The organism is Aequoribacter fuscus (assembly GCF_009910365.1).
Classification (GTDB): Bacteria; Pseudomonadota; Gammaproteobacteria; order Pseudomonadales; family Halieaceae; genus Aequoribacter; species Aequoribacter fuscus.
The window spans coordinates 2,720,440-2,744,310 of sequence record NZ_CP036423.1 but is presented as its reverse complement, the minus strand read 5'-3'; the positions used below and the strand labels follow the sequence as shown (position 1 = coordinate 2,744,310).

25 protein-coding genes, 1 tRNA gene and 1 pseudogene are annotated in these 23,871 nt (G+C 50.4%); 12 read left to right on the top strand and 15 right to left on the bottom strand.

Annotation, left to right across the window (positions count from 1 at the left end; all coding sequences use genetic code 11):
• The gene (locus EYZ66_RS12505; protein ID WP_009575916.1) at positions 1–756 is read right to left on the bottom strand and encodes a MotA/TolQ/ExbB proton channel family protein; all 756 of its coding nucleotides are present in this window, start codon (positions 754–756) and stop codon (positions 1–3) included.
• A gap of 119 nt (positions 757–875) precedes the next feature.
• Here EYZ66_RS12505 and EYZ66_RS12500 point away from each other — a divergent pair, with 119 nt between their 5' ends.
• The gene (locus EYZ66_RS12500; RefSeq protein ID WP_009575917.1) at positions 876–1,400 is read left to right on the top strand and encodes an Lcl C-terminal domain-containing protein; all 525 of its coding nucleotides are present in this window, start codon (positions 876–878) and stop codon (positions 1,398–1,400) included.
• Positions 1,401–1,565: 165 nt separating this feature from the next.
• Here EYZ66_RS12500 and EYZ66_RS12495 read toward each other — a convergent pair whose 3' ends face one another.
• Complete coding sequence (locus EYZ66_RS12495; protein ID WP_009575918.1) at positions 1,566–1,859, bottom strand: hypothetical protein; 294 nt, start codon at positions 1,857–1,859, stop codon at positions 1,566–1,568.
• Positions 1,860–2,091: 232 nt separating this feature from the next.
• Between EYZ66_RS12495 and EYZ66_RS12490 the strand changes: the two genes are divergently transcribed.
• The 4 genes and pseudogenes from EYZ66_RS12490 to EYZ66_RS14380 form a co-directional block, all read left to right on the top strand.
• The gene (locus EYZ66_RS12490; RefSeq protein ID WP_009575919.1) at positions 2,092–3,267 is read left to right on the top strand and encodes a flagellin N-terminal helical domain-containing protein; all 1,176 of its coding nucleotides are present in this window, start codon (positions 2,092–2,094) and stop codon (positions 3,265–3,267) included.
• Between the two features lie 376 nt (positions 3,268–3,643).
• A complete protein-coding gene (locus tag EYZ66_RS12485; RefSeq protein ID WP_009575920.1) occupies positions 3,644–6,067 on the top strand; it encodes a tetratricopeptide repeat protein in 2,424 nt (807 codons plus the stop codon).
• Between the two features lie 79 nt (positions 6,068–6,146).
• Entirely contained in the window at positions 6,147–6,467 is a 321-nt protein-coding gene (locus EYZ66_RS12480) for a tetratricopeptide repeat protein (protein ID WP_009575921.1), read from the top strand.
• A gap of 358 nt (positions 6,468–6,825) precedes the next feature.
• Positions 6,826–7,263 (top strand): annotated as a pseudogene (locus tag EYZ66_RS14380) (recombinase family protein); the annotation flags it as partial.
• Positions 7,264–7,483: 220 nt separating this feature from the next.
• Here the strand turns inward: EYZ66_RS14380 and EYZ66_RS12470 are convergent.
• The 7 genes from EYZ66_RS12470 to mutY all read right to left on the bottom strand — a co-directional run bounded on the left by EYZ66_RS12470 (position 7,484) and on the right by mutY (position 12,485).
• Complete coding sequence (locus EYZ66_RS12470) at positions 7,484–7,885, bottom strand: hypothetical protein (protein WP_040816743.1); 402 nt, start codon at positions 7,883–7,885, stop codon at positions 7,484–7,486.
• Positions 7,886–8,338: 453 nt separating this feature from the next.
• A tRNA-Phe gene (locus tag EYZ66_RS12465) sits at positions 8,339–8,414 on the bottom strand.
• Positions 8,415–8,472: 58 nt separating this feature from the next.
• Entirely contained in the window at positions 8,473–8,718 is a 246-nt protein-coding gene (locus tag EYZ66_RS14410) for an OmpA family protein (protein WP_083814377.1), read from the bottom strand.
• A gap of 138 nt (positions 8,719–8,856) precedes the next feature.
• Entirely contained in the window at positions 8,857–9,117 is a 261-nt protein-coding gene (locus EYZ66_RS12455) for a hypothetical protein (RefSeq protein WP_009575925.1), read from the bottom strand.
• An 82-nt stretch (positions 9,118–9,199) separates the two neighbouring features.
• On the bottom strand, positions 9,200–11,038 hold the full coding sequence (locus tag EYZ66_RS12450; protein WP_009575926.1) for an SPOR domain-containing protein: 1,839 nt from the start codon (positions 11,036–11,038) through the stop codon (positions 9,200–9,202).
• A gap of 128 nt (positions 11,039–11,166) precedes the next feature.
• Complete coding sequence (locus tag EYZ66_RS12445; RefSeq protein ID WP_009575927.1) at positions 11,167–11,439, bottom strand: oxidative damage protection protein; 273 nt, start codon at positions 11,437–11,439, stop codon at positions 11,167–11,169.
• Positions 11,436–12,485 carry an A/G-specific adenine glycosylase gene (gene mutY, locus EYZ66_RS12440; protein ID WP_009575928.1) on the bottom strand — a complete coding sequence of 350 codons (1,050 nt, stop codon included), beginning with the start codon at positions 12,483–12,485 and terminating at the stop codon, positions 11,436–11,438. The genes EYZ66_RS12445 and mutY overlap by 4 nt, the downstream gene beginning before the upstream one ends.
• A gap of 94 nt (positions 12,486–12,579) precedes the next feature.
• Here mutY and hisB point away from each other — a divergent pair, with 94 nt between their 5' ends.
• From hisB to hisF, 4 genes are read left to right on the top strand one after another with little or no spacing between them, the layout of a single operon-like run.
• Complete coding sequence (gene hisB, locus EYZ66_RS12435) at positions 12,580–13,173, top strand: imidazoleglycerol-phosphate dehydratase HisB (RefSeq protein ID WP_009575929.1); 594 nt, start codon at positions 12,580–12,582, stop codon at positions 13,171–13,173.
• A 5-nt stretch (positions 13,174–13,178) separates the two neighbouring features.
• Positions 13,179–13,826 carry an imidazole glycerol phosphate synthase subunit HisH gene (gene hisH, locus EYZ66_RS12430; protein ID WP_009575930.1) on the top strand — a complete coding sequence of 216 codons (648 nt, stop codon included), beginning with the start codon at positions 13,179–13,181 and terminating at the stop codon, positions 13,824–13,826.
• Positions 13,820–14,557 (top strand): 1-(5-phosphoribosyl)-5-[(5-phosphoribosylamino)methylideneamino]imidazole-4-carboxamide isomerase, encoded by a 738-nt coding sequence (gene hisA / locus EYZ66_RS12425; RefSeq protein ID WP_009575931.1) that lies wholly within the window; start codon positions 13,820–13,822, stop codon positions 14,555–14,557. Before hisH ends, hisA begins: the two co-directional genes overlap by 7 nt.
• The gene (gene hisF / locus EYZ66_RS12420) at positions 14,557–15,330 is read left to right on the top strand and encodes an imidazole glycerol phosphate synthase subunit HisF (protein ID WP_009575932.1); all 774 of its coding nucleotides are present in this window, start codon (positions 14,557–14,559) and stop codon (positions 15,328–15,330) included. Before hisA ends, hisF begins: the two co-directional genes overlap by 1 nt.
• 6 nt (positions 15,331–15,336) lie before the next feature.
• On the opposite strand, the gene EYZ66_RS12415 is transcribed toward hisF, so the two are convergent.
• From EYZ66_RS12415 to gpmI, 3 genes are read right to left on the bottom strand one after another with little or no spacing between them, the layout of a single operon-like run.
• Positions 15,337–16,707, bottom strand: coding sequence for a S41 family peptidase (locus EYZ66_RS12415; protein WP_009575933.1), 1,371 nt, complete (start codon positions 16,705–16,707; stop codon positions 15,337–15,339).
• 14 nt (positions 16,708–16,721) lie between these two features.
• The gene (locus tag EYZ66_RS12410; protein ID WP_040816745.1) at positions 16,722–17,876 is read right to left on the bottom strand and encodes a murein hydrolase activator EnvC family protein; all 1,155 of its coding nucleotides are present in this window, start codon (positions 17,874–17,876) and stop codon (positions 16,722–16,724) included.
• Entirely contained in the window at positions 17,863–19,404 is a 1,542-nt protein-coding gene (gene gpmI, locus EYZ66_RS12405) for a 2,3-bisphosphoglycerate-independent phosphoglycerate mutase (protein ID WP_009575935.1), read from the bottom strand. Before gpmI ends, EYZ66_RS12410 begins: the two co-directional genes overlap by 14 nt.
• Before the next feature lie 218 nt (positions 19,405–19,622).
• On the opposite strand from gpmI, the gene EYZ66_RS12400 reads away from it, so the two are divergent.
• The 3 genes from EYZ66_RS12400 to secB are packed head-to-tail and all read left to right on the top strand — an operon-like array spanning position 19,623 to position 20,827.
• The gene (locus EYZ66_RS12400) at positions 19,623–20,048 is read left to right on the top strand and encodes a rhodanese-like domain-containing protein (protein ID WP_009575936.1); all 426 of its coding nucleotides are present in this window, start codon (positions 19,623–19,625) and stop codon (positions 20,046–20,048) included.
• Positions 20,045–20,299, top strand: a complete 255-nt coding sequence (gene grxC, locus EYZ66_RS12395) for a glutaredoxin 3 (RefSeq protein WP_040816746.1) — start codon at positions 20,045–20,047, stop codon at positions 20,297–20,299. The genes EYZ66_RS12400 and grxC overlap by 4 nt, the downstream gene beginning before the upstream one ends.
• A gap of 21 nt (positions 20,300–20,320) precedes the next feature.
• Complete coding sequence (gene secB / locus EYZ66_RS12390; RefSeq protein WP_009575938.1) at positions 20,321–20,827, top strand: protein-export chaperone SecB; 507 nt, start codon at positions 20,321–20,323, stop codon at positions 20,825–20,827.
• Positions 20,828–20,831: 4 nt separating this feature from the next.
• Here the strand turns inward: secB and EYZ66_RS12385 are convergent, their stop codons facing one another.
• Genes EYZ66_RS12385 through glnL form a run of 3 tightly spaced genes read right to left on the bottom strand, consistent with a single transcriptional unit; the run spans position 20,832 to position 23,793 of the window.
• A complete protein-coding gene (locus tag EYZ66_RS12385; protein ID WP_009575939.1) occupies positions 20,832–21,308 on the bottom strand; it encodes a tRNA (cytidine(34)-2'-O)-methyltransferase in 477 nt (158 codons plus the stop codon).
• An 18-nt stretch (positions 21,309–21,326) separates the two neighbouring features.
• On the bottom strand, positions 21,327–22,745 hold the full coding sequence (gene glnG, locus EYZ66_RS12380; RefSeq protein WP_009575940.1) for a nitrogen regulation protein NR(I): 1,419 nt from the start codon (positions 22,743–22,745) through the stop codon (positions 21,327–21,329).
• Positions 22,738–23,793, bottom strand: a complete 1,056-nt coding sequence (gene glnL, locus EYZ66_RS12375; protein WP_040816747.1) for a nitrogen regulation protein NR(II) — start codon at positions 23,791–23,793, stop codon at positions 22,738–22,740. Before glnL ends, glnG begins: the two co-directional genes overlap by 8 nt.
• Positions 23,794–23,871 lie beyond the last annotated feature (78 nt).

The following is a 23,871-nucleotide window of genomic DNA, read 5'->3' as shown; positions in this document are numbered from 1 at the left end:
TTATTGCGCGGCGATCTTGGATCGCATTTTGGGGGCCACAAATGACGCTAGCATATCCCCCATCACTCTGGGGTTGCCGCCAGATTGCATGAACAGCACGCCTTCTAGAATCAGCTCGTTGTTGGCCGCCTCAAGGGCAGAGGCATTGGCCAGTTTTTGTGCCATAGGCAAACAGATGACGTTCGCCAGAATCGCACCATACATTGTGGTGAGTAGCGCGATGGCCATTGCAGGACCAATCGCCTTGGGGTCTGACATATTACCTAGCATGATCACTAATCCAGCCAATGTGCCCACCATTCCCATGGCGGGTGCTATTTCACCCCAGGCAGAGAACACACCTGCGCCCATGGCATGGCGTTGCTTCATCATGGCCGTGTCGCGTTCTAGCGATGACTTGATGATGTCGGGATCCGTGCCATCTACCAGCATAGCAACCGCTTTTGCCATATAGGCATTTTTGATGTCTTGTCCTTCAAGGGCAATCATGCCATCTTTTCGAGCGATAGTGGCAAGTTCTACCAGTTGGTTGATCAACTCAAACGGATTCTCAATTTTTCGAGAGAACGCTTTGCCTAACACCCCAATCGCGCCCAAGAACTCGCTGAGTGTGCAGCGTGCTAGCACCACAGCAATAGACCCTGCGACCACGATTAAGAGCGATGCGGTGTCGACGAAGGCCGCAGCATTCGCGGAAATAGCCATATAAATGATGCCAAACGCACCAACAAGACCAATAATCGTTGCGATATCCATTTTGTACTCCTAACCTGGATTTAAGACTTGCCGATAGTAACCGATATTCTAAATTATGGTGTATCTATCGGATGAAATCATTCATATTTTAGGTACTATCGTACTTTTCGGGGAAGACCATGACAAAATCCTTGTTCGCACTCAGTATTGCCTCTTTTCTCCTCGCTGGCTGCGGCAGTCAACGAGACCTTCCCGACTGTAGTGAGGCGATAGAGACTCGGCTAGAGCCTCACGGTTTCGAGCTGTTCGACAGCGGCTATGCTCAAAACAAAGACAGCAAACTTTTTGCCACTCGCTGCGCGGCCGGTCAGGTCTTTCGCAATTATCGCTGCACCGGCGACAGTTTGAAGATGAGTTGGGACGATGCTGTCGCATACGCTGCCGAGGTGTCGGATAAGAGCGGTGAGGCATGGCGACTGCCGAACTACCAAGAAATGCAATCGCTCTTAGTCAAGCAGTGCATCAATCCTGCGGCAAATCCCTTCGTATTTCCCGACATGGAGGTGACCAACTTTTGGACAGCGTCTAAAGGGTGGCATCAGGACAGATTCCGTTGCGCGGTTTACAGCTATCAGGGTCGCGCGTTTTGTCGCCACGACCGAGAATTAGAGCAACCCTTTTTCTTGGTGCGAGATGGGGACTAGCGTGGCGATTGCTTATGGATGAACTGACGGCATGTTCTGCCATCCACGCGCAAAACATCTAAGCAGGGCAGCTGCTTTGATTTAAACCCGATAGCACGGCACCCGTATGGAAAGGCAGCGACGTGCGTGATCTGAAAAAATTGACACTGCCAGCAGTTTGGCGCGTCATTGCGTTTCGTCATCGTCGGCTCGCTGAGCATCATCTGCAAGTGCTCGTCTTTTTTTCTCGTCTTGCTTTGGCTTGTAAAACTCCTGGTAATACCGATACGCCACTACGACGCACAAGAGCAGCAGCGATCCATAAGAGACCACATCTATCAGGTCTATACCCAAGGGTATCGTCAAAGCAAATGCCTTTGCCTCGGGCCGGTTGTTATTAATAGCTAGGATGAGGATCATTGGGGCAGCTAAGAATAAGAAGTTGCGAATAATGCGACACGTTGGGCAATCGTTTTTCACAGGTGTGTCCTCAGGTTGCTGGTGCCACATGGTACATCAAACGCTCCAGCTTTAAAAATCAAGCGTTTATGCCTCCGATCACAATAAAAAACAACCTAACGCTAAAGTTTTTGCTCATGCACTCGATACAAGGGTATGGGTGGAAAATAGAAACATTCACTCGCGGGTACAAATGCAATCAAATCAAGTGGGCGACAGACATTACTGCCCCATGAACGACTAGGAGAAGAGTATGTCAGTAATTAATACAAATGTTAGCGCCACCTTGACGCAGAATGCTATTTCGAAGAATGAGCGAGCTATGTCGTCTGCGATGGAGCAGTTATCAACAGGCAAGCGCATTAATAGCGCGAGCGATGATGCCGCGGGGTTGGCTATTGCATCCAGAATGACATCGCAGATAAATGGTTTGGCACAGGCGGCTCGAAATGCCAATGATGCGATATCCCTTGTCCAAACCGCGGATGGGGCGCTTACAGAGGTAACATCAATGTTACAGAGAATGCGCGAGCTCGCAGTTCAAAGCGCGTCAGATACGAACGTGTCTGCGGATCGAACTGCTCTCAATCAGGAATTCACGGAACTTCGAAGCGAAATCAATCGAATCGCCGCAAATACCCAGTGGAACGGTACCAACATTCTCGATGGTACAGTGGGTAGCTCAGGAGAGCTGTCGTTTCAAATTGGAGCTAACGCCTCGCAAACTATTAGTGTCACTCTAGATGACTTTCAGACCACCAGCGATTCTCAGTCAACAACTTTGACCGCAAATACGTCAACGGCTGCCTCGGGTCCCTCAGCTACTGGGGCGGCGCAGGTTAGTACCGTCGTAATTGGTGGCACGGTGACTGAAGGTGACGTTTTGACTTTGGCAGCTGGTGGGGCTTCGGTTTCCTACACCGTGACTGCCGCCGACGTAGCCACTGGATCTAGCACAGCCGCGGATACTGTAGCCACTGCGTTGTCCACAGCGCTTGGTACTGTCAGCGGAATAACCAAAGCTGTGAGTGGTGCCACGATCACATTCACTGCATCATCGACATCCTATGGATCGAATTCATTCGATCTTCAAGTTGGCGATGGTGGTCTGATGTCCGGAATATCCAGTTCTGAAATAACCTCGCAGTCCCTCGCTAATACAGCCGTTGCGGCTCTCGATACTGCGATTGGGCTTATAAATACTGAGAGATCTGAGATGGGGGCGACCATTAACCGTTTGCAATTTGCAGCCGACAACTTGCTTAACGTCAAGAGTAATGCTGAAGCCTCGCGCAGTCGGATCGAGGATACAGATTACGCTTCTGTCACAACAGAGCTGGCTCGGACGCAGATAATCCAGCAAGCAGCTACGGCGATGCTCGCGCAGGCTAACCAAATCCCGCAAACAGTGCTAGCACTTCTCAAGTAGGTGGGGTATCTTAAGTATCGAGCGGTGCTTGCGGGCTGCTCGATACTTTAGCCGACTCCGACTGGGCGGTCACTTAGCGCGCCTATCGCTGCAAGATTGCGTTCATTTCGTCAGATCCTCCTCGCCCTTAAATACCATTACTCAGCAGCGACAATTCCGTGGTCTGAAGTTTCCTATGTAATCCTGCGGGCATCTGCAAGACGCTCGGTTATTCAAAATAGCATAGCAACATTCTTGTAAATATAACCAGGGGCATGCTTGACTCTTTTCAGGCAAAGACTTGCTATTTTATAGGTCCGCGCGTAACTTCCAGTAAAGATTAGTGCTAAGCTTTTATATGTTTAAATCGTGAGTTCGAGCGCCTTTGGAGATTGGATTGAATATTCCTAAGTTATTGAAAAAAGCAGCCAAAGTGTCGAGCAATGGAGATCTAGGAAAGGCCACCCAGATTTATAGCATAATTTTAAAAGCCGACCCTTCGAATTGCGAAGCGAATTACCAGTTAGGCTTGTTAGCGGCAAATCTCGGCGATCGCCAAGCCTCCTTGTTGTTTCTTAAAAATGCCATCCAAGCAAACGCGGCTGAAGAAAAATATTGGCAAGGATTCATTGATACGCTGAAAGAATTCGGGCAGTACGATGACGCGAAAAAAGTCGCGGAAGAAGCCAAGGCTCATCTAATCTCAAAGCAAGAATCAGCAGTAGAGCGAGAGAATGACTTTGTCAGAAAGCTTGTTGAATATTATGAGTTAGGAAACTATGCCCAAGCGGAGCATCAGGCGCTACTAATGACACAAAAATTTCCCGAGAATCCGTTTTCTTGGAAACTGCTTGGCGTGTTGGTTCAAAAATCAGGTAGATTAAGTGAATCTCTCGACATCCACAGAAAGGCTATCGATCTCGCACCTGAAGACGCGGATGTTTATTATAACCTAGCTGTTAACCTCGCAGATCTGAAACGCCTTGACGATGCAGTCTCAATGTTTAAACACGCACTTTCTTTGAAGCCAGAATTTTCCCAGGCGCTTACTAATTTAGGTGTAGTGCTTGAGCAATTAGGGGAGGTTGAAGATGCGGAGATCTGTTTTATAAAAGCAATCAGAATATCTCCAAACGAAGCTAAGATATACAACAATCTGGGGATAGCACAGCATTCTCTGGGTAAACTATTAGCATCTGAATCAAATTATAGGATAGCTTTAACGCTTGAGCCACAATTCGCCGAAGCTAATACCAACCTCGGAAATGTGCTAAGGCGCTTAGGTAAGTTAACAGAGGCTGCAGAAAGTCACTGCACCGCAATAAAAATTGCCCCTGAACTTGCAGAGGCGCACTATAATCTGGCAACGACTTTGGAAGATCTGGGAGAGTTGGAAGGCGCTATTGCCGCTTACAGGGACGCCCTTAAGCTTAGGCCGAGTTACTTACTTGCCGAGGTTGCAATGTGTCATCAACAGCAACATATCTGTGACTTCACGGCTTGGAATAGTTTTCCTGAGATTTCTTGCCAACATTCGGATGAAATGGGCCGTCCTTCACCATGGATTAATTTAAGTTGGATTGATAATCCCGAGAAGCAACTAGCATTATCATCGGCTTATGCGAAGTTAAAATTCACGAGGCCCATTGGATCGCTGCCCCAAAAACCAGCACGTCGACCTGAACGAATTAAAGTCGGTTATTTCAGTGCTGATTTCCATAATTTTCCTGGGATGTATTTAATGGCTGGTTTGCTAGAGCATCACAGTCGACAGCATTTCGAGATCTACGCGTTTTCATATGGCCCACCCAAGCATGATGAAATGCGTTATCGTATACAATCTGCGGTGGATCACTTCGTCGAAATTTGTGACTTATCAGACAATGATGTAGTGAATCTTGTGCGGGGCTATGGGATTGATATATCGATCCATAGGAATGGTTATACTAAGAGCTCTCGAACTGAGTTGTTTCAATACAGACTTTCACCGATTCAAATAAATTATCTAGGTTATCCTGGCTCCCTAGGTGCCGACTTTATTGATTATATTATTGCTGATCCAGTGGTAATTCCTGAAAATCAGCGAGAACATTACTCTGAGAAAGTAATTTATCTACCTCACAGCTACCAACCAAATGACGATAAGCGTGAAATTGCTCAAACTGATACGTCCCGTGCCGATTTTGGTTTACCTGAGAATGCTTTCGTTTTGTGTTGCTTTAATAATAATTTCAAAATCAGCCCGCGGGAATTTGATATTTGGATGCGTATTTTAAACCGTCTTGAAAAGGCTGTATTATGGTTATTAAAGACCAACAAATGGACAGAGCATAATTTAAGAAAGGAGGCAAAGCAACGAGGTATTGATCCCTCCCGTATAGTATTTGCAGAAAGGTTACCGCAGTCAGAACACCTTGCGCGCCACAAGCATGCAGATCTTTTTATTGATACATTTAATTGTAATGCACATACGACAGCAAGTGATGCTTTATGGGCGGGGCTCCCAGTTGTAACGAAGCAAGGCTCACAGTTTGCAGCCCGAGTTTCGGCGAGTTTGCTCAATTCTATCGGGCTTCCAGAGCTGATAGTTAATACTCAAGAAGAATATGAAGCCCTAATATTGGAGCTTGCCACAGATACTAATAGGCTTAACGCGCTCAAATCGAAACTGGCGAGAAACCGACTGACTAAGCCGTTGTTTGATACGAGGCAATATACGCGGCATTTCGAGATGGGCCTGCGACAAGCGTACGATCGGTACTTCGAAGGTGAAAAGGCAGAGGATATTTGGATTCATGCCGACTCGGCACAGCCACAATAAGCAGTTCAGGCTACAAGCTTTTAGAATTTGACGCTTTATGTGTTCAAACGATTAGGTAGATCTCATTTGGGAGCGAGACATGTCAATTCACAATTTATTAGAGCAGGCTGTCGCGGCCCAACAAGCTGGAGCCTTCAGTGATGCCGTTCGACTATATGGTTTAGTTTTAACTGAGCAGCCTACAAACGCCGTCGCCAACTATAATTTAGGGGTGTTTTCTGTGGGCATGGAAGATTTTGAGACAGCATTGGTTCTATTCAGTAATGCCATAAATGCGAATGTGGAAGAGAAGCAGTATTGGTTGAGTTATATCGATACACTCTTAAGAGCCGGGCGTCTAGAAGATGCCTGCAGGATTAAAGAGGAAGCTTCAGCCCGAGGAATTATCGATTCTGAGTAATGATATTACAGTGGATGGATTCGTTCACGGTGGCTCTTGCTTTCGCTTCATGCAATCACGCACTGAAAAGAATCTATGGCGCTGTCGACAACACACTTTTTGGAAGCAGGGGTTACTTCAATTAAGGCCTGTCTACCGTATGCATCCTCTTCATGACAAGATTCTTCAATGACATGAAAGAAAGGTCTCTCTTTATGCTCATCAAATAATATCTTGAGAGCTTAATGAATGAGGTGCTGATGGCAAACAAAGCAATTGGCTATGTTCGAGTTTCAACGGTTCACCAGAATGTCGACCGACAGCCGAAGGGTAGCCATTTAGACAACGTCTTCGAAGAAAAAATCCCCGCAAAGCTAAGAATCGTCCTAAATTGCAAGAGATGCTGAACTACATACATGATGGGGAGAGTGTAGTTGTTCACGACATATCTCGACTTGCTCGTAATATTCAGGACTTGCATTGCTTGGTTGAAGAAAATACATCTAAGGGCGCTTCTCTGCGCTTCGTACAAGAAGGACCGTCGTTTTCGAGCGACCAGTCAGAACCAATGAACGTTTTGCTGTTGTCTATGTTAGGTGCTGTTTATCAGTTCGAGCGAGAAATTATGCGAGAGCGGCAGAGAGAAGGCATAGCGGCTGCAAAAACAAAGGGCAAATTTACGGGGCGTAAAAAAACGATTAACGATGACGAGATAATTCGTTTGGTAAATAAGGGCAAATGTATTCGTGAAGCCGCTGACGTGTTGGGGATATCAATGTCTTCTGTTCAGCGAGCGAAACGTTCGTTCGCTATGTAAGAGACCAAGCATTAGTGAGCGCACCTGATAGACGAGTAACGCGTGGAGTCAACTTGTGGCACACCCTTAGTCTTTTGAAACTGGAGTCGTCCCCAATTCATTTTGTTCCTGATGCTTTTTAAGACTGCGCAGGTAGAGTTTTATTCTCTTTCTGAGTGTGAAGAGCATTATAATCAGAGCTGGGCGCCAAACTGTAAAAATTAGAGTCGAAGACGTTGCCTCAAAATGCCCTAAACGCATCAAATTGATATAAAAAAAAAGCTGTTGATGAGCAGACAAAAAGAATCGCCAAATCGATGATTCGGGTAGCCCACTTCTCGTTATCCCTAACGACCATCCAGCCGAGTATCAGAGTAAGACCGAAAAAGCCTCGCAGTCTGGTGTTCTGTACTAGAAAGCTGGTGTTCTCTATTGAGGGTGATACTAGCATCGCCACGTATAATTCCGGCTGAAGGATAGCCAAGATACTCGTCACTAATCCGTGTGAAACAATAACAAAAGCCACAATCCAATAACGCCGTTTGAGCTTCGGTACAGGAGTTAACGATAATGCCAGCTCTTTGATTGAGCGGCGTTCTTCAGCGCTCAAGAGTGCGGAGCTTTTGCTTGTATTTGGTAACATCGGGTATTTCTATGTGGAGTTAAACCCCTCTTTTATAACCCGTCAAGGGTTGTGTCAAGTGTCTACTGAACTAGTGGCGATTCAAGGGGTATCGAGAACGATCCTCTCGCTTTAAAGTCTCATAGGCGCCAGTGCTTTAGAGTTGTTTGTTAAGTTTGATATCAGCCATAGATACTTGCAAACGCTGCATAATCCTTTTGTGATTGATAGATGGGGCACTATTCCTTTCTTGATCCAATAACGTCGTTTAAGAGCATCCTTTTCTTCATCTGGATGCTCATGACATCATCTAAAAGCAGCTCAAGTCGAGTGAAATTCCTTCAGGTGTGGTTAGCTTCGGCTCAGTTGTGTTGGCTGTTAAGATGCTTGAAAAAGTGTGACACGAGTGTGACATGAAGTTGTCAAGCAGGATCGACGAGGATCGTGACGTTTAGATGCAATTTAAGCGAGGTATGGTGCCCAGGGACGGAATCGAACCGCCGACACGGGGATTTTCAATCCCCTGCTCTACCGACTGAGCTACCTGGGCGCGAAATGCGGAGGGGCTTATTAAACCTGTGCGAGACCTAAGAGTCAAGAGGCCGGCTTTAATTATCTATTATGATTTCGACCCGCCGGTTACGCTGGCGGCTCGCTGGCGTTTCGTTGGTGTCAACCGGTTCGGTATCAGCAAAACCTGTTACTGAAAATCGCAATTCGGCTAAACCTTGATTGATGATCATGTGATTGGCTACTGAGCTCGCCCGCGCTGAGGATAGATCCCGGTTAGGCGCAAACTTATCTGAAAAGCTCACTGGCCTGTCGTCTGAGTGGCCTTGAATGCGTATGAGCAAGTTTGAATTCGCAAAGGTGCGAGGATTTGGTTAATCGTTGACAGTATTGAAGGTTCTAGGTCTGCGGTTCCGCTCAAGAACAGACCTTTGTCTTCGAGTGTGATCGTGAACTGGTCCTTACTGCGAATAATTTTGGTTTTACCCGCCTACGTCAGGCTTGTTGAGTTCGCGCTTTAAGTATGTTTCCTTGACTACATCGTCGCAATCAACTGAAGATTTATCCCACTGTGAAATCATTGCTTGAGCCGGTGGGCGCATCAAAATCATTATTGAGTAGCGGCCGCGCAGGACTCCGCCTGCGTTTCTTAATAGGGCTCGACCAAATCGCTGCGCAGCGATTTGGTCTCCGGGATTTAAACCAGAGTCGTCATCGTCATCGTTGGAGGCGATTGAATGCATATTTATCACTCGCCATAGCGGCTTTCCTCTTTTGCTCACCGCATTGAGTCGACCGTGTAGCCACGAACTTTAGGGTCCTTCGTTAGTTGCCAAGCTCGGCTTTTACCCTTGCTGAATCTCTAATCCATACATTGGTGTCGCGGAGCACCGATGCCGCCGCCGCTTCTGCTTTTACCCTGGATTCGAAGGGGCCGCTTAATACCGTAGTCATTTCGCGTCCTGATTTGTTCAAGCGTGCCTGAAAGGCGCGTGCGTCGCGGGGCAGCGTGTTTGTGAACACAAGTGCTTGCGTTTGATTAGCGTAAACACCGAGTTGAATGAAGTAGGTGGATGGGGGTGCCTGCTGAATAATTAGCCTGCCATCGGTTGGGTTAGTTGTACTTGAAGCCACCGGTTGGCGTCGAGGTGGGTTCGCCTCAACCGAGTTAATCTCTAAGTTCACTTGCTCGGCCGAATCGCTAACCTTCATTGGGGTGGTGGACATTGTGGTCTCGGTTGCAAGTGCAGTTTCGACGGCCGTTGCCTCTACATTCTCATGGTCAAGAATTGGATCAGACCCGGTAATTGCCATAGCCGCAGCTTCAAAGTAGGTTTTCGTATCCACTGACTCAGGCAATTGAGTGTCGTCGCTTCTTGGTCCTTGAATGCTAGAAACGCTAGTGATTTCAGTTGCCAAAATACGCGCCATGTCGTCACTCCACTCGGTGTTTGTTTCAGTCGGCTCGTGTTCTTGGGTGCCTGCTTGGCGAGCCTCATTGCGATTCTGCTCTCCGATCTGCGAAGGCATCTTCAAGCGTTCAGTAGCTTCTGTAGCCTCCTCGCTGCTTAAATTTGACGCATTAGCACTGATGCCTGGCGCAGCAGCATTCTGGGGTTCCGGCCCAGGCGGATTGACTTTAGGCAGTGTCTTCACGCTAAAGGTACGAGGCGATAGTTGCACTTGTGTTGCTGCGACCTCTGCTTGCTTCCAAGGCGCAAAAAGTGCCACCAAAATCAAGACGACACCGGTAATTCCTGTGGTCCAGATCAAACGAGGGGAAGGGGCTTTTGCTTTGCTGTCTGGAGGCAAAATTTGTGTGTTTGCGCTTTTGTCGCTTGTGGGCGCCTGCTGGCTTTCGTCAATGCAATGAGACTGCTTAATAGCGCCGAGTGGCGAATTTGGGTTAGCGTCAAAGTCATTTTCTACCTTTGGAGCTGTAGGCGCGGTCTCGCTTGAAACAGTTTCATTGGGGTGATTATTCTGTAGCGACTCTAAATGAGCATCCAGTGCGTCGAGTTCATCGATAAGGTCTGATTTGGGCTGCTTGCGCTTATAGCCCATTGCTGCAGCCATCTGCTGGGTTTGGCCTTGATAATTATATTGCTCACCTATTTCCAGTAAGGCTTCTAAATATTCGGGCGTTGGCGTCGTTAATATCCATCGATACACCTGATCGTCGAGCTCACTTAAGACGCTATCGATAACATCTAGCTGCGACTCGGAGACGAAGGCTAAAATGCGAATGTTGGCGCCTGGAAAATTCTTTAATAGACGGCCCAATACGCCCCATTCGTGATCGCTCATATTGGATGTATCGACCATGGCCATCACGTGATGCAGGTCATTGTTGTCCGCCGAGCGCGCGGATTCGACTGTCGATGCTGATAAAATCGTGTTGAAGCGGTTCAGTACATCATCTGCGCCAGTAGGGGCGCGAGTGTCCAGCGTAATATTTTCGCGTATGGCAATGCGGGTAGTAAAGTAGCGGTAGTAACGGTCTGCTATGACTTTATCGTCAGTCACAATCACCACGTGACGATGGCTGTCGCATAGCGCCGCCAGCGCTACTTCAAAGCATACTTTATCTATTGGTTTGAAAAATAGCTGGCCTTCACTGACGTAGTCGTTCAGGCTTAAGCCTCTATTTGAAGAATCATTCATTTACTGAATCCTGTGCTTTGACATTAGAATCAGTATGAAAGCTCAGGCGATCGGAAGCAAATATGTTTGGTATTGGGTAGATTAGGCTATCGACGGAGCTCCGATGATGGCGTTGGAAAGCTGTAGAGCTAGTCAGACGTTGGTATATAACCTTCCGCTTTATCATAGTTTTCACCTGCAAAAAATTTATCCATCTCTGTTTGAAGATATTTACGCGTTGCGGGGTCCATTAAATTCAGGTGCTTCTCGTTGATGAGTCGCGTCTGATGGTCTTGCCATTCTGCCCAAGCTTGCTTGGATATGGTCTCTAAAATCTGCTGACCTTTGGGGCCTGGGAATGGCGCCCGATCCAGCGCCTCTAGCGTCTTTTTGTGTTTCTGACAAAATACTGTGTTGGTCATGATCGAGCTCGTGTTTGGAGTTGCTTTAATAAGTTGACCACCGGCGCGGCGAGTCCTTTCAACATAGCGTCCTCTATTGAGACCCATGCCCCGGAGTCCTCACGGATTTCCGCGGTTGATTTCGTCATTGTAAAGACAATCGGTTCAATGTCTAAATGAAAGTGGCTAAAGGTGTGGCGAAAAACTGGTAGCGCCTCAGTTTTGTCAGCCTGCTCCGTCAGCGCATGATCCTCTTCGCCTATTTCGGGGAAGCACCAAAGCCCACCCCAAATACCCTGTTCTGCGCGGCGTATTAGGTAGATCGCATTCTGCGCGTTTTGAATGATTGCGAATTTCGTTTTCCGAATAGGCTTCACGGTCTTTGGCTTCTTACCGGGATAGTTTTGCCAGGTGTTCTCCTTTAGTGCGATGCAGTCTGCTGAGACTGGACAGAGCAGACAAGAGGGCGAGCTCCGCGTACAAATAGTCGCGCCTAGGTCCATCATCGCTTGATTGTACGCTTTGCAATTGTTTGCCGGCGTAAATCTGTCCGCGATGTCCCAAAGTGCGTTATGGATCTTTGTCTCGCCGGGCCAGCCTGGTACCGCTTGATGTCGGGCGAGCACCCGCTTTACGTTACCATCGAGTATCGTAGCCCGATGATTCAGCGCCAGGCTGACAATGGCGCCCGCAGTCGAACGGCCAATGCCGGGTAAAGATTCAAGTCCCTCTATCGTTTTGGGCAAGACGCCACCGTGGTGCTGGCACACCTGCTGGGCCGCTTTGTGCAAGTTGCGCGCGCGCGCGTAGTAACCAAGCCCGGTCCAATGTGATAACACATCATCTAAGGGTGAACAGGACAGAGATTCTATCGTGGGAAAGCTGGCCATAAAGCGCTCGAAGTAGGGAATAACGGTTGCGACCTGCGTCTGCTGTAGCATGATTTCCGAGACCCATACTTTGTAGGGCGTGACGTTTTGTTGCCAAGGCAAATGCTTGCGCCCATGGTCTTCAAACCAAGCAAGCACGCGGTCGGCGAAGTTGGGGTTAGTCTGTGATTTGCTCAATCCCGTTTTGTCCTGTTGCTTTGGAGTGTATTAAGCGGATGGTTTCTCATATAATGCGCCCCTTTAAAGCTGTTTAGGCACAAGAGGGCATGACATGAGCCAACGTAGCGCTAGCGTAACGCGCAACACGCTGGAAACACAAATCACCGCGAGCGTGAATTTGGATGGCACCGGTGTGGCAAAGTTTGATACCGGTATTCCATTTTTGGAGCACATGCTGGATCAAATCGCACGTCATGGTTTAATCGACCTAGACATCAACGCCAAAGGTGACCTGCACATCGACGACCACCACACGGTAGAAGATATTGGCATTACTCTGGGGCAGGCGTTTGCCCAAGCGGTGGGCGACAAAAAAGGTATGACCCGCTATGGCCACGCCTATGTGCCCTTAGATGAAGCCTTGTCGCGAGTCGTTATCGATTTCAGTGGTCGTCCGGGCTTGGTATTTGAGGTGCCGTTTACCCGTGCTTCGGTTGGCGGTTTCGACGTGGATTTGTTCTCTGAGTTTTTCCACGGCTTTGTTAATCACGCTCAAGTGACTCTGCATATCGATAATTTGCGCGGTGAAAATACGCACCACCAAATCGAAACGGTGTTTAAAGCTTTTGGGCGTGCTCTGCGGATGGCCCTCGCGGCTGATGAGCGCATGGCTGGCGTGACTCCCTCGACCAAAGGGGTGTTGTAAGCTTAATGGCAACGCAAAGAGTCGCCGTAATTGATTACGGCATGGGTAATTTGCATTCGGTTGAAAGCGCGCTGCAACACGCCGGTCGTTGCGACGTGGTGGTTACCGACGACCCCGCGATTGTTGCCGCTGCTGATCGGGTGGTATTTCCCGGAGTGGGCGCCATTGGCGACTGTATGGCCGAAATTAAACGCCTGGGTTTTGACCGCTTGATTCGCGAGGTGGTTACTTCGGGCAAGCCCTTGCTGGGGATCTGCGTAGGCATGCAGGCCATGATGGAAGGTTCTGAAGAATCAGGTGGTACCCAATGCCTTGGGCTGTTTGAAGGTGTCGTACAGCGCTTTCCCGGCGGCGTAGATGAGCAGGGCCATACCTTAAAGATTCCGCACATGGGTTGGAACACTGTGCAACAATCTATGCCTCACCCGTTGTGGCACGGTATTGACGACAACACTCGCTTTTACTTTGTGCACTCTTACTGCGTAACACCCACAAGGGCCGAGGTCCAGGCGGGTGTGTGCGAGTACGGGTTGCCCTTCGCGGCCGCCATTGCCCGCGATAATATCTTTGCTACGCAGTTTCACCCTGAAAAAAGCCATGTTGCGGGTTTGCAACTACTTACAAACTTTTTAAATTGGAACGGATCATGCTGATTATCCCCGCCATCGACTTAAAAGACGGACAGTGCGTACGTCTGCGCCAAGGTTTAATGGAGGACAGCACGGTTTTCTCGGATGATCCTGTTGCTATGGCTACGCAGTGGGTAGAGGCTGGCACTCGGCGTTTACACTTAGTCGACTTAAACGGTGCCTTCGCTGGTGAGCCGGTCAATGGCGAAGTGGTGCGAGCCATCGCTAAGGCTTACCCGCAATTACCCATACAGATTGGTGGCGGCATTCGCTCTTTAGAAACCATAGAAGCGTACGTTAAAGCCGGTGTGTCTTATGTCATTATCGGCACCAAAGCGGTGCGCGAACCCGACTTTGTGACCGAGGCTTGTCAGGCGTTTCCCGGTCGTGTGATCGTTGGCTTAGACGCTAAGAATGGCTTGGTCGCGACCGACGGTTGGGCCGAAGTATCGGATGTGCAAGCCACCGACTTGGCCAAGCAGTTTGACGCACTTGGCGTTTCGGCTATTGTGTACACCGATATTGCCCGCGACGGCATGATGCAGGGCGTCAATGTTGAAGCCACGGTGCAAATGGCTCAAGCCTCGTCCATTCCGGTGATTGCCTCGGGTGGCATTACTAACATGGAAGACATTAAAGCCTTGGCGGCGGTTTCCTCTAAAGGTATTTGCGGTGCGATTACGGGCCGAGCAATTTATGAAGGCACGCTAGATGTGCGAGAAGCGCAAGCCTACTGCGATGAGGTCTGCGCTTAATGGGCCTAGCCAAACGCATCATTCCTTGCCTAGATGTCGATAACGGTCGCGTTGTCAAAGGTGTGAACTTTGTCGGTATTCGCGATGCTGGCGATCCTGTCGAGATCGCGCGTCGTTACAATCAGGCCGGTGCTGATGAAATTACGTTTCTCGATATTACCGCTAGCCACGAAAATCGTGATACCACCGTGCACACGGTCGAGCAAATCGCGCGCGAAGTATTCATCCCTCTAACCGTTGGCGGCGGGGTGCGTTCGGTTGACGATATTCGAGTATTGTTAAATGCGGGCGCTGATAAGGTCAGTATCAATACCGCGGCAATTCACAACCCGGCCTTGGTGCAAGAGTCGGCCGATCGCTTTGGCAGCCAGTGCATTGTCGTGGCGATTGACGCAAAAGCCGTGCATGAAGAAGGCGAGACACCGCGTTGGGAAATCTTTACTCACGGCGGTCGTAAGCCAACGGGCATTGATGCTGTTCGCTGGGCTGAGAAAATGGCTGAGTTAGGCGCCGGCGAGATCTTGTTAACCAGCATGGATCGCGATGGCACCAAAAATGGTTTCGATTTGGCGGTGACCCGCGCAATTGCAGACGCCGTTTCCATTCCCGTTATTGCATCGGGTGGCGTGGGTACCCTTGATCACTTAGCCCAAGGCGTGCTGCAGGGACATGCTGATGCTGTGCTAGCGGCGAGTATTTTTCATTTTGGTGAGTACACCATCGCCGAGGCTAAGGCGCATATGGCCGCGTGCGGCATAGAGATGCGCCTGTAGCCCGACTTACTGCGGCTCTTGTTCTGTTACGCGAGTTGTCGCGTCCGCATTGGGTGCTGGCGAACTGAGTCGCTGCTGTAAAATGCTTAAGCCCTTCAGTAGCGTAAAGGCCTCAAATAACTGGTTGTCGTCTTCTAGCAGCTGCAAGCTTTCTTCGGCATTGAACGATGGTTCATTCTCCTCAGTCTTATCCTCGGCCTGAATGTTCTCCAAGTGTCCGCGCAGATCCGCTTCGCTAATGCGTCGACCGCTGGCCACTGCGGTGACTTTGGCGCGCTCGACGTTGATGTCGGGGGTAATGCCCTCGGCCTGAATCGAGCGGCCTGAAGGCGTAAAATATAACGCCGTGGTCAATTTAACCGCGATCTCTTCCGACAGCGGCAAGACGGTTTGTACTGAACCTTTACCGAAACTTTGCGTGCCCATGATAACGGCACGTTTCTGGTCTTGCAGAGCTCCGGCGACAATTTCAGAAGCGCTGGCGGAGCCGCGATTAATTAATACAACGATGGGAGCGCCATTGAGACGGTCGCCTTCTGTCGCCTCGTACTCCGCGGCCGCATCATCAATGCGACCTTCGGTGTAAACGACCAGACCGCCATCTAGGAAATGGTCGGCAACTCCCACGCTGGCTTGGAGTACACCGCCGGGGTTGTTCCGAAGGTCGAGCACCAGTCCGCTCAATTCACCTGACTCCAGCAACTTATCTAGGCTTTTAGCCACATCTTCGTGCGTTTTTCGTTGGAATTGCGAAATTCGTAGATAGCCAATGCCGGGTGCTAGCAGTCGTTCACGCGTGCTTTTTACCGGGATATTGGCTCGCTCTAAATCGACGTCAAAGGGCTGACTCTCGCCGCTGCGTCCAATCTCTAGCGTGATTGGGGTACCCGCCTCGCCTCGCATGCGATCAATGGCCTCGCTCAGAGTTTTGTTTTCCATGGACTCGCCATCGATACTGAGAATGACGTCGCCGCTTTGCAAGCCCGCTTTGGCGGCGGGGGTGTCATCAATCGGGGAGATGATGGTAATAAAACCGTTTTCTTTGCCGACTTCTATGCCGATACCGCCGAACTCTCCCGAGGTGGAATCTTGCAGTTCGCTGAAGGCTTCTTTGTTGAGGTACACCGAGTGAGGGTCCAGATTCGACATCATGCCGCGAATGGCGTAGTCCATGAGCTCACTTTGCGGGATTTCTTTGACATAACCCTGGCGGATTTGATTAAAGACATCCGCAAAGCGTTTTAATGCCTCAAGTGGAAGCTCTTGTTTGATTTCCGCTTGGGGTTCGGGATTGGCCGGCTCTTCGGAAAAGCTTACAGCGCTGATGCCGCACAGCAAAAGGCTTGAGGCGATTATACGAAGGCGTTTGGTTGGCATAATGTGTCCTTATTTCAGCGGCACCAGTGCGCTGGGTTTTGCGGTTCACCTTGATGGCGTACTTCGAAGTATAGGCCGGGCTCTTCCTGGCCGCCAGTGTTACCCGCCGAGGCAATGACGGTGCTGGGATCTACCCACTGACCTTCCTCGACCGAAATACTGTTATTGTGTGCATACAGGCTCATGTAATTCTCGCCGTGGTCAATAATGACGAGCAGGCCATAGCCGCGCAGCCAGTCGGCGAAAACGACTCTTCCGTGATAAATGGGCCTGATTGGATCATCGGCAATATTGCTAAATCGCATGCCTTGCCAGCGCACATTGGTGTTTCGTTTGCTATTAAACCGGGTACTTACCTTGGCCTCTGTGGGCCATTGTAATTTGCCTTTTTGATCGGCGAAGGGGGCGATTTGTATAGTCTCATTGGTCAGTGCCAGAGTGTCCAATTCGTCGATTAGATTTTGCAGCCTGGCTTGGTCTTGCTCGAGCTGCTGTTTTTGCACTTGTAGTGACTGCGTCATTTGCTGCAGTGCGGCGACCTGTTGTGTGCGCTCTTGCTGTTGCCGGCTCAAGTTTTGCTCTTCGCTCTCTAGGGCTGTCAGTGTGCGCTCGCGATCTTGACGATTTTGCGCTAACTCTTTCTGTGTTTGGTCGAGTTTCGCGAGCAGCAACATCAGTGCGTCAATTTGAATGTTTTGCTGTTTGAGTACGCGGGCATGAAACGCTAAGTTGCGGGCCAAATTGGCGGGATTGTCCTGCGACAACAGCAGCTTCAGAGTGTCGCTGTCCCGATTGGCGAACAGCGCTCTGAGCAGCGTTTTAATGCGCTGCGCTTCGGATGCGAGTTCATTGCGTGCAACTTGCTCTTCAGCTTCTAGCTTTAACAGTTCGGTATCTAGTCGCGTGAGCGTCAGCCGTTCGTCGGCAATTTTTCTGCGAGTACTAAAAATAGCGCGTTCGCTTGACTCAATCTCGGTCTGATAACGACTAATTTGCGCTGCATTGCGTTTGAGTTGCGCGTCGACCTGGTTGATCTTATCGCTGACTTGTTGCAGCTCTGCGCTCGCTTGTTCTCGGTCTTCTGTTTGCGCCTGGCCGCCGCTTGCCGTTGCAGCGCATAACGCGCAGCATAGGAGCAAGCGTATAAAGATAGCTCTAGGCGTTTTCAATCAAACACTGTCCGGTCATTTCCGCGGGAATATCGAGTTCCATAAGGTGCAATAACGACGGTGCAATATCGGCCAAGCGCCCCTCAGTTTGTTTGAACTTGATATTTTTTGGGCCGATGTAGACAAGCGGTACGTGCTCCGTGGTGTGTTGGGTGTGTAACTGCCCACTGTCGTAGTCGAGCATTTGCTCGCAGTTGCCGTGATCGGCAGTAATGAGTGCTTGTCCTCCTACCTCGGCCAGGGCTTGTTCTACTTGCGCCAGCGATTGGTCAAGCGCCTCGACCGCTTTAATAGCTGCTTGATAATTCCCGGTGTGTCCCACCATATCGCCGTTGGCGTAGTTACAGACGATCAAATCGAATTGTTTTGATCGAATAGCTTCACAGAGTTTGGCGGTGACTTCTGGGGCGCTCATCTCGGGTTGTAGGTCATAAGTCGCGACATCAGGAGACGGGATTAGCTCGCGCTTTTCGCCGTCGAACAGAGTCTCTTGGCCGCCGCTAAAAAAGAAAGTGACGTGGGCGTATTTTTCAGTTTCGGCGATGCGTAGTTGAGTTTTGCCTAGGTCAGCGAGATAGGCACCTAGCACGTTGCTGAGGCTCTCGCTGGGAAAAGCAATTTCAGTTGGTAACGACTTGGCGTACTCGGTTGCCGAGGTGAAATTAGCCAGCTTAAGCGGCCGCTGGCGCTCGAATCCATTGAAGTCAGGGTCGACAAAACATTGGGTGATTTCGCGGGCGCGATCCGCACGAAAGTTCATAAAAATGATGCTGTCGCCGTCTTCGACTCGAATGGGTTCGCCGGCGGAAATTGCGGTGGGCGCGACAAACTCATCATTCTCATCGCGTCGGTAGGCTTGCTCCAGAGCCTCGAGTGAGGAACTTGCCGTGTATTTACCTTTGCCCTCGGTAATCAAGGTGTAGGCTTGTTCGACTCGATCCCAGCGCTGATCTCGATCCATTGCATAATAACGTCCCACGACACTTGCCACTTGTCCCTTGCCCAGTTCCGTGAATGCGGCTTCCACGGCTTTTAGGGATGCTTTAGCGCTGCGTGGTGGCGTATCTCTGCCATCGAGGAAGGCGTGCAAATAAATTTTGGTTGCACCCCGCTGGGCCGCCAGTTTCATGGCGGCGATGATGTGGTTTTCATGGCTGTGGACCCCGCCTGGCGACAAAAGTCCAAAAATATGCACCGCCCCGGAGTTCGCCTGGGCGCTGTCAATTGCTTGGCATAGCGCGGGGTTGTTGAAGAATTCACCGTCTTCGATGGCTTTGTCGATGCGCGTGATTTGCTGGTAAATAATTCGTCCTGCGCCAAGACTCATATGGCCCACCTCAGAATTTCCCATTTGCCCGTCGGGTAGCCCGACGTCTAGACCTGAGCCAGAAATAAGCGAATGGGGGCGCTGCGACCACAGGCGATCCCATGTTGGCGTACTGGCGTTTGCGATGGCGTTGTCTTCTTTTGCTTCGCGGTGACCGAAGCCATCAAGAATAATCAGTAGGGTAGGTGTTTTGTCGGGCACGAGTAGGGGTCTCCGAGAGTTTGGCGCTGGGTGTTTGCTACTTGAGTATTGTAACGGAAGCGGACTTCGCCGAGTAGGGCTGGTGTCGAATCGGGATTTGCGTTTTTGGGCACCCTTGCGGGTTCCGAGCGCTGGTGAGACGCCGCTTGAGCCTGTATACTGCGCCGCTTAGCTGGTAAATCTACACGGGCAAGCTTCAGCCTCTGAATGGGTAGCTCATGAACACAAGTTTATTTTTGCAGTTCGTTGGACAGCAGTGGATCTTATTTGCTGCGCTGGCGGTGTTGATTGTGATGTTTATTCGTCACGAGTTGTCGCGTGGTGCGCCCGCCCTAACGCCACAGCAATCGATCGCTCGCGTGAATAGTCACGGCGGCGTATTTTTGGATATTCGCGAAGCTGCAGATTACAAAAAAGGCCACATCGCCGATAGTGTCCATATCCCCAATGCCAAGTTGGGTTCGCGAGTGGGCGAGCTTGAAGCTTACAAAGAGAAGCCTGTGATTGTTGTGTGTCGCATGGGGCAAACAGCATCAGGCGCCAGCAAGCAGTTATTGGACGCCGGTTTCAGCGACGTCTACAAGATGAAAGGCGGGATGATGGAGTGGGACGCGTTGCAATTGCCAGTGGTCACCAAGTCATGACGCCAGAAGTCGTTATTTACACCACGCGATTTTGCCCCTACTGCATTCGCGCCAAGCATTTACTCAATGCGAAAAACATTCGTTACAAAGAAATAGCGGTCGATGGCGATCCGCAGCTGCGTCAGGAAATGACGCGTAAAGCGGGGCGCACCTCGGTCCCACAAATTTGGATTGGATCCACTCACATCGGCGGTTACGATGACATGGCTGCGCTCGAGCGTGCCGGTAAACTCGATACATTTTTTAACTAACCATAAATGGAGGACGGCTACATGGCCGACGAGCAAACTACAGCAGAAGCAGGTGCAGCACAGGCGCCAGAACAACAATTCGTGATGCAGCGCATCTACACCAAAGACGTCTCTTTCGAGTCGCCAGCAACGCCCGGTGTGTTTCGTCAGCAGTGGCAGCCCAAAATCAACATCGATCTGAACACCAAGAGCGACAAAATCGATGAAGAGGGCAACTTTGAAGTGGTTCTTACCATTACGGTCACGGCTAAAATCGAGGAAGAAACGGCTTTTCTAGTCGAAGTTCAGCAAGCCGGTATCTTCTTTATCAAAGGCTTTGAAGGTGAGACCCTGCGTCGCTTGTTAGGCACGGCAGCGCCGAATATCTTGTTCCCTTACGCGCGTGAAAGCATCGATACGATGGTGGTTAAAGGCGGGTTCCCAGCGTTGATGCTGGCGCCAGTAAATTTTGATGCGCTGTATCAGCAGGCTTTAGCACAGGCTCAAGCTCAATCGCAAGCTGCTGAGCAAGGCGAAGCTACTCACTAGGGTTTTAGCTCAATCCCTCAAACCCTGTCTGCCGCAGTGCTTCGTACAGAATCACTGCGGTGGCGTTCGATAAATTCAAACTTCTTGATTCAGGCGCCATCGGAATACGAATACGATATTCGGCCGGGGTAGATTCGATGATATTTATGGGTAAGCCTCGAGTTTCAGGGCCCATTAAAATAATGTCGCCAGACTGAAAAACGGCCTTTGTGTGAGCCTGAGAGCCCTTCGTCGTGCAGGCGAAAACACGTGTGCTCGGGCTTTTTACGCGAATAGCGTGTAGGCACTCTTCCCAGTTGCGATGGCTGGTTACCACGCTGATGTCGCGATAATCCATGCCCGCACGACGGAGGCGTTTTTCGTCGAGGCTAAACCCCAACGGTTCAACCAGATGCAGTTCGCAGCCCGTGTTGGCACACAGGCGCATAATGTTGCCTGTGTTGGGCGGGATTTCGGGTTCAAATAAAACAACGTGAAACATGGCGCTAGTGTAAGACGCTTAGCTCCGGCTGGATAGTTCCAATTCCTTCATTTTGCGCGTTAGCGTGTTGCGGCCCCAGCCTAGCAGTTCTGCCGCGTCGCGTTTGCGGCCGCCGGTGTAGTTTAGGGCCGCTTCAATGACGATGCGCTCGAATCGCGGTGTTGCCTCGTCCAGAATATGCTGTCGCCCCGACGCTAGCTGGGTGCTGACCCACTCGCGGAGCTGTCCACCCCAATCTGAGGGCGAATCGATCGCCTCGTGGACAGTGGGTTCGCGTAATTCCTGAGGGAGATCGTCAATATGGATTTCCCGGCCTGATGCCATAACGGTGATCCATCGGCAGGTGTTTTCTAACTGGCGTACGTTGCCAGGCCAGTCAAGTGTGCACAGGTATTTTTCGGTTTCAGGCAGCAGAACTTTTTTCTCGCCACCCAATTCCTCGGCAGCGCGCTGAAAGAAGTACTGCATCAATTTTGGAATATCTTCGCGTCGCTCAGCTAAGCGTGGAATATGAATTCGAATGACATTTAAGCGGTGAAATAAATCCTCGCGGAAATCGCCTTTGCGCACCAGTTCTTCAAGATTCTGATGGGTTGCAGCGATAATTCGAACATCGGATTTTACCGCGACGTGCCCGCCCACTCGATAGAACTCACCGTCGGCAAGTACTCGAAGTAGCCGTGTTTGGGTTTCGGCTGGCATATCGCCAATCTCGTCGAGGAACAGGGTGCCACCGTTGGCTTGTTCAAAACGGCCCTCACGTTTTTGAGCGGCACCGGTAAAAGCCCCTTTTTCGTGGCCGAATAACTCTGACTCCATAAGGTCGCGAGGTATCGCAGCCATATTAAGTGCGATAAATGGCGCGCTGGCACGAGGTGAATGGCGATGTAATGCTCGAGCGACAAGCTCTTTACCTGTACCCGATTCGCCGTTGATCAACACCGTAATATTGCTGTGCGCTAAGCGTCCGATCGCACGAAACACCTCCTGCATTGCGGGCGCCTCACCGATGATCTCGGTGGTAGGAAGCGCTTCCTCTTTTGCCTCCGAGGTCTTTAACGTTTTGCGGCGATGTGAGATGGCGCGCTCGGTGATGGCAATGACATCGTCGATATCAAAGGGTTTGGGTAAATATTCGAAAGCACCTTGCTGATACGAGGCGACGGCACTTTCGAGGTCCGAATGCGCTGTGGTGATGATGATAGGGAGTTCTGGAAGGCTCGCGTGTAGCTCGTCGAGCATGGCGAGCCCGTCGGTTCCCGGCATTCGAATGTCACTGATAATGGCGTCGGGTTGTTCGTATTTGATCTCTGCCAGCAGGCTGTCGGCTTCTTCGAAGCACCGGCATTTTATCCCCGCCTGGGTGAGAGCGCGTTCTAGTACCCAGCGGATCGAATCGTCGTCATCTACGACCCACACATTTGAGGTATCACTCATGATCTAGCTCCAAGGGAAGGTATAGTGAGAATAGGGTTTTGCCGGGTTCGCTCTGACACTCGAGCAGACCGCCATGGCGATTGATAATACTTTGCGATATCGACAAGCCCAGGCCTGTGCCTTCCGCGCGGCCGGTGACCATGGGCAGAAAGATTAATCCCATCAGTGCTTCGTCGATGCCCGGGCCGTTGTCTTCGATATCGATTTTACACACTAAGCGGTGGCGGATTGCGCCAATCGTAAACTGACGCAGTACGCGAGAGCGCAGAGTAATCAGGCACTCGTGCTCACCGTCGTTGGCTTGAATAGCGTTTAACGCGATATTCAGGATGGCTTGAATCAGCTGAGCGCGGTCTCCAACGATATCCGGGAGGCTTGGGTCATAATCGCGCTCGATCCTGACCTTCTGGTCGCTCTCGACTTCGAGCAGGCGTCGCACGTGCTCGAGCACTTCGTGCACATTTAAAGGGAGTCGGTCTACGGGTTTATTCGGGCCAAGCAGACGATCGACCAAGGCTCTTAGACGATCGGCCTCCCGAATAATAATCTGGGTATATTCCAGTTGATCGGGATCTTCGAGTTCGCGGGCTAACAATTGTGCCGCTCCGCGGATACCGCCCAGTGGGTTTTTTACCTCATGAGCCAGTCCACGGACGATTTGGTGCGTCGTTTCAGTGGTCTGCAGGAGATTTTGTCCTCGGCTGATGCGCATGATCCGATCGACGGGGTGCAGCTCAATTAGCAGACTGCCATCACGATCGGGTCTTGATGGGGTTATCGTCAAATCAGCTGTGACGGGCTCGTTGCCATTATTTTGTAGCGTAACGCTGCGTTGTGTGATGGGCGTATGGGCTTCAATGGCAGCGCGTATTTGAGGTACCACGTCGTCTGCATTCTTCACTAGGTCGATAAAATGAGTACCCGCCAAGCGGGCTTTCGAGGTGGAGAGCATGGCCTCGCTAGCGGAGTTCATGGCACAAATACACAACTCGCTATCCAGTGTTATTACACCGGTGCTTAAGCTATCGATTGTATCTATTGGGGCCATGAGTGCCTTCCATTTTATCGGCAGACCATGATCTGCCAGAAAACGCGAATTATTCGCTAACATCTAGCAAGAATGACG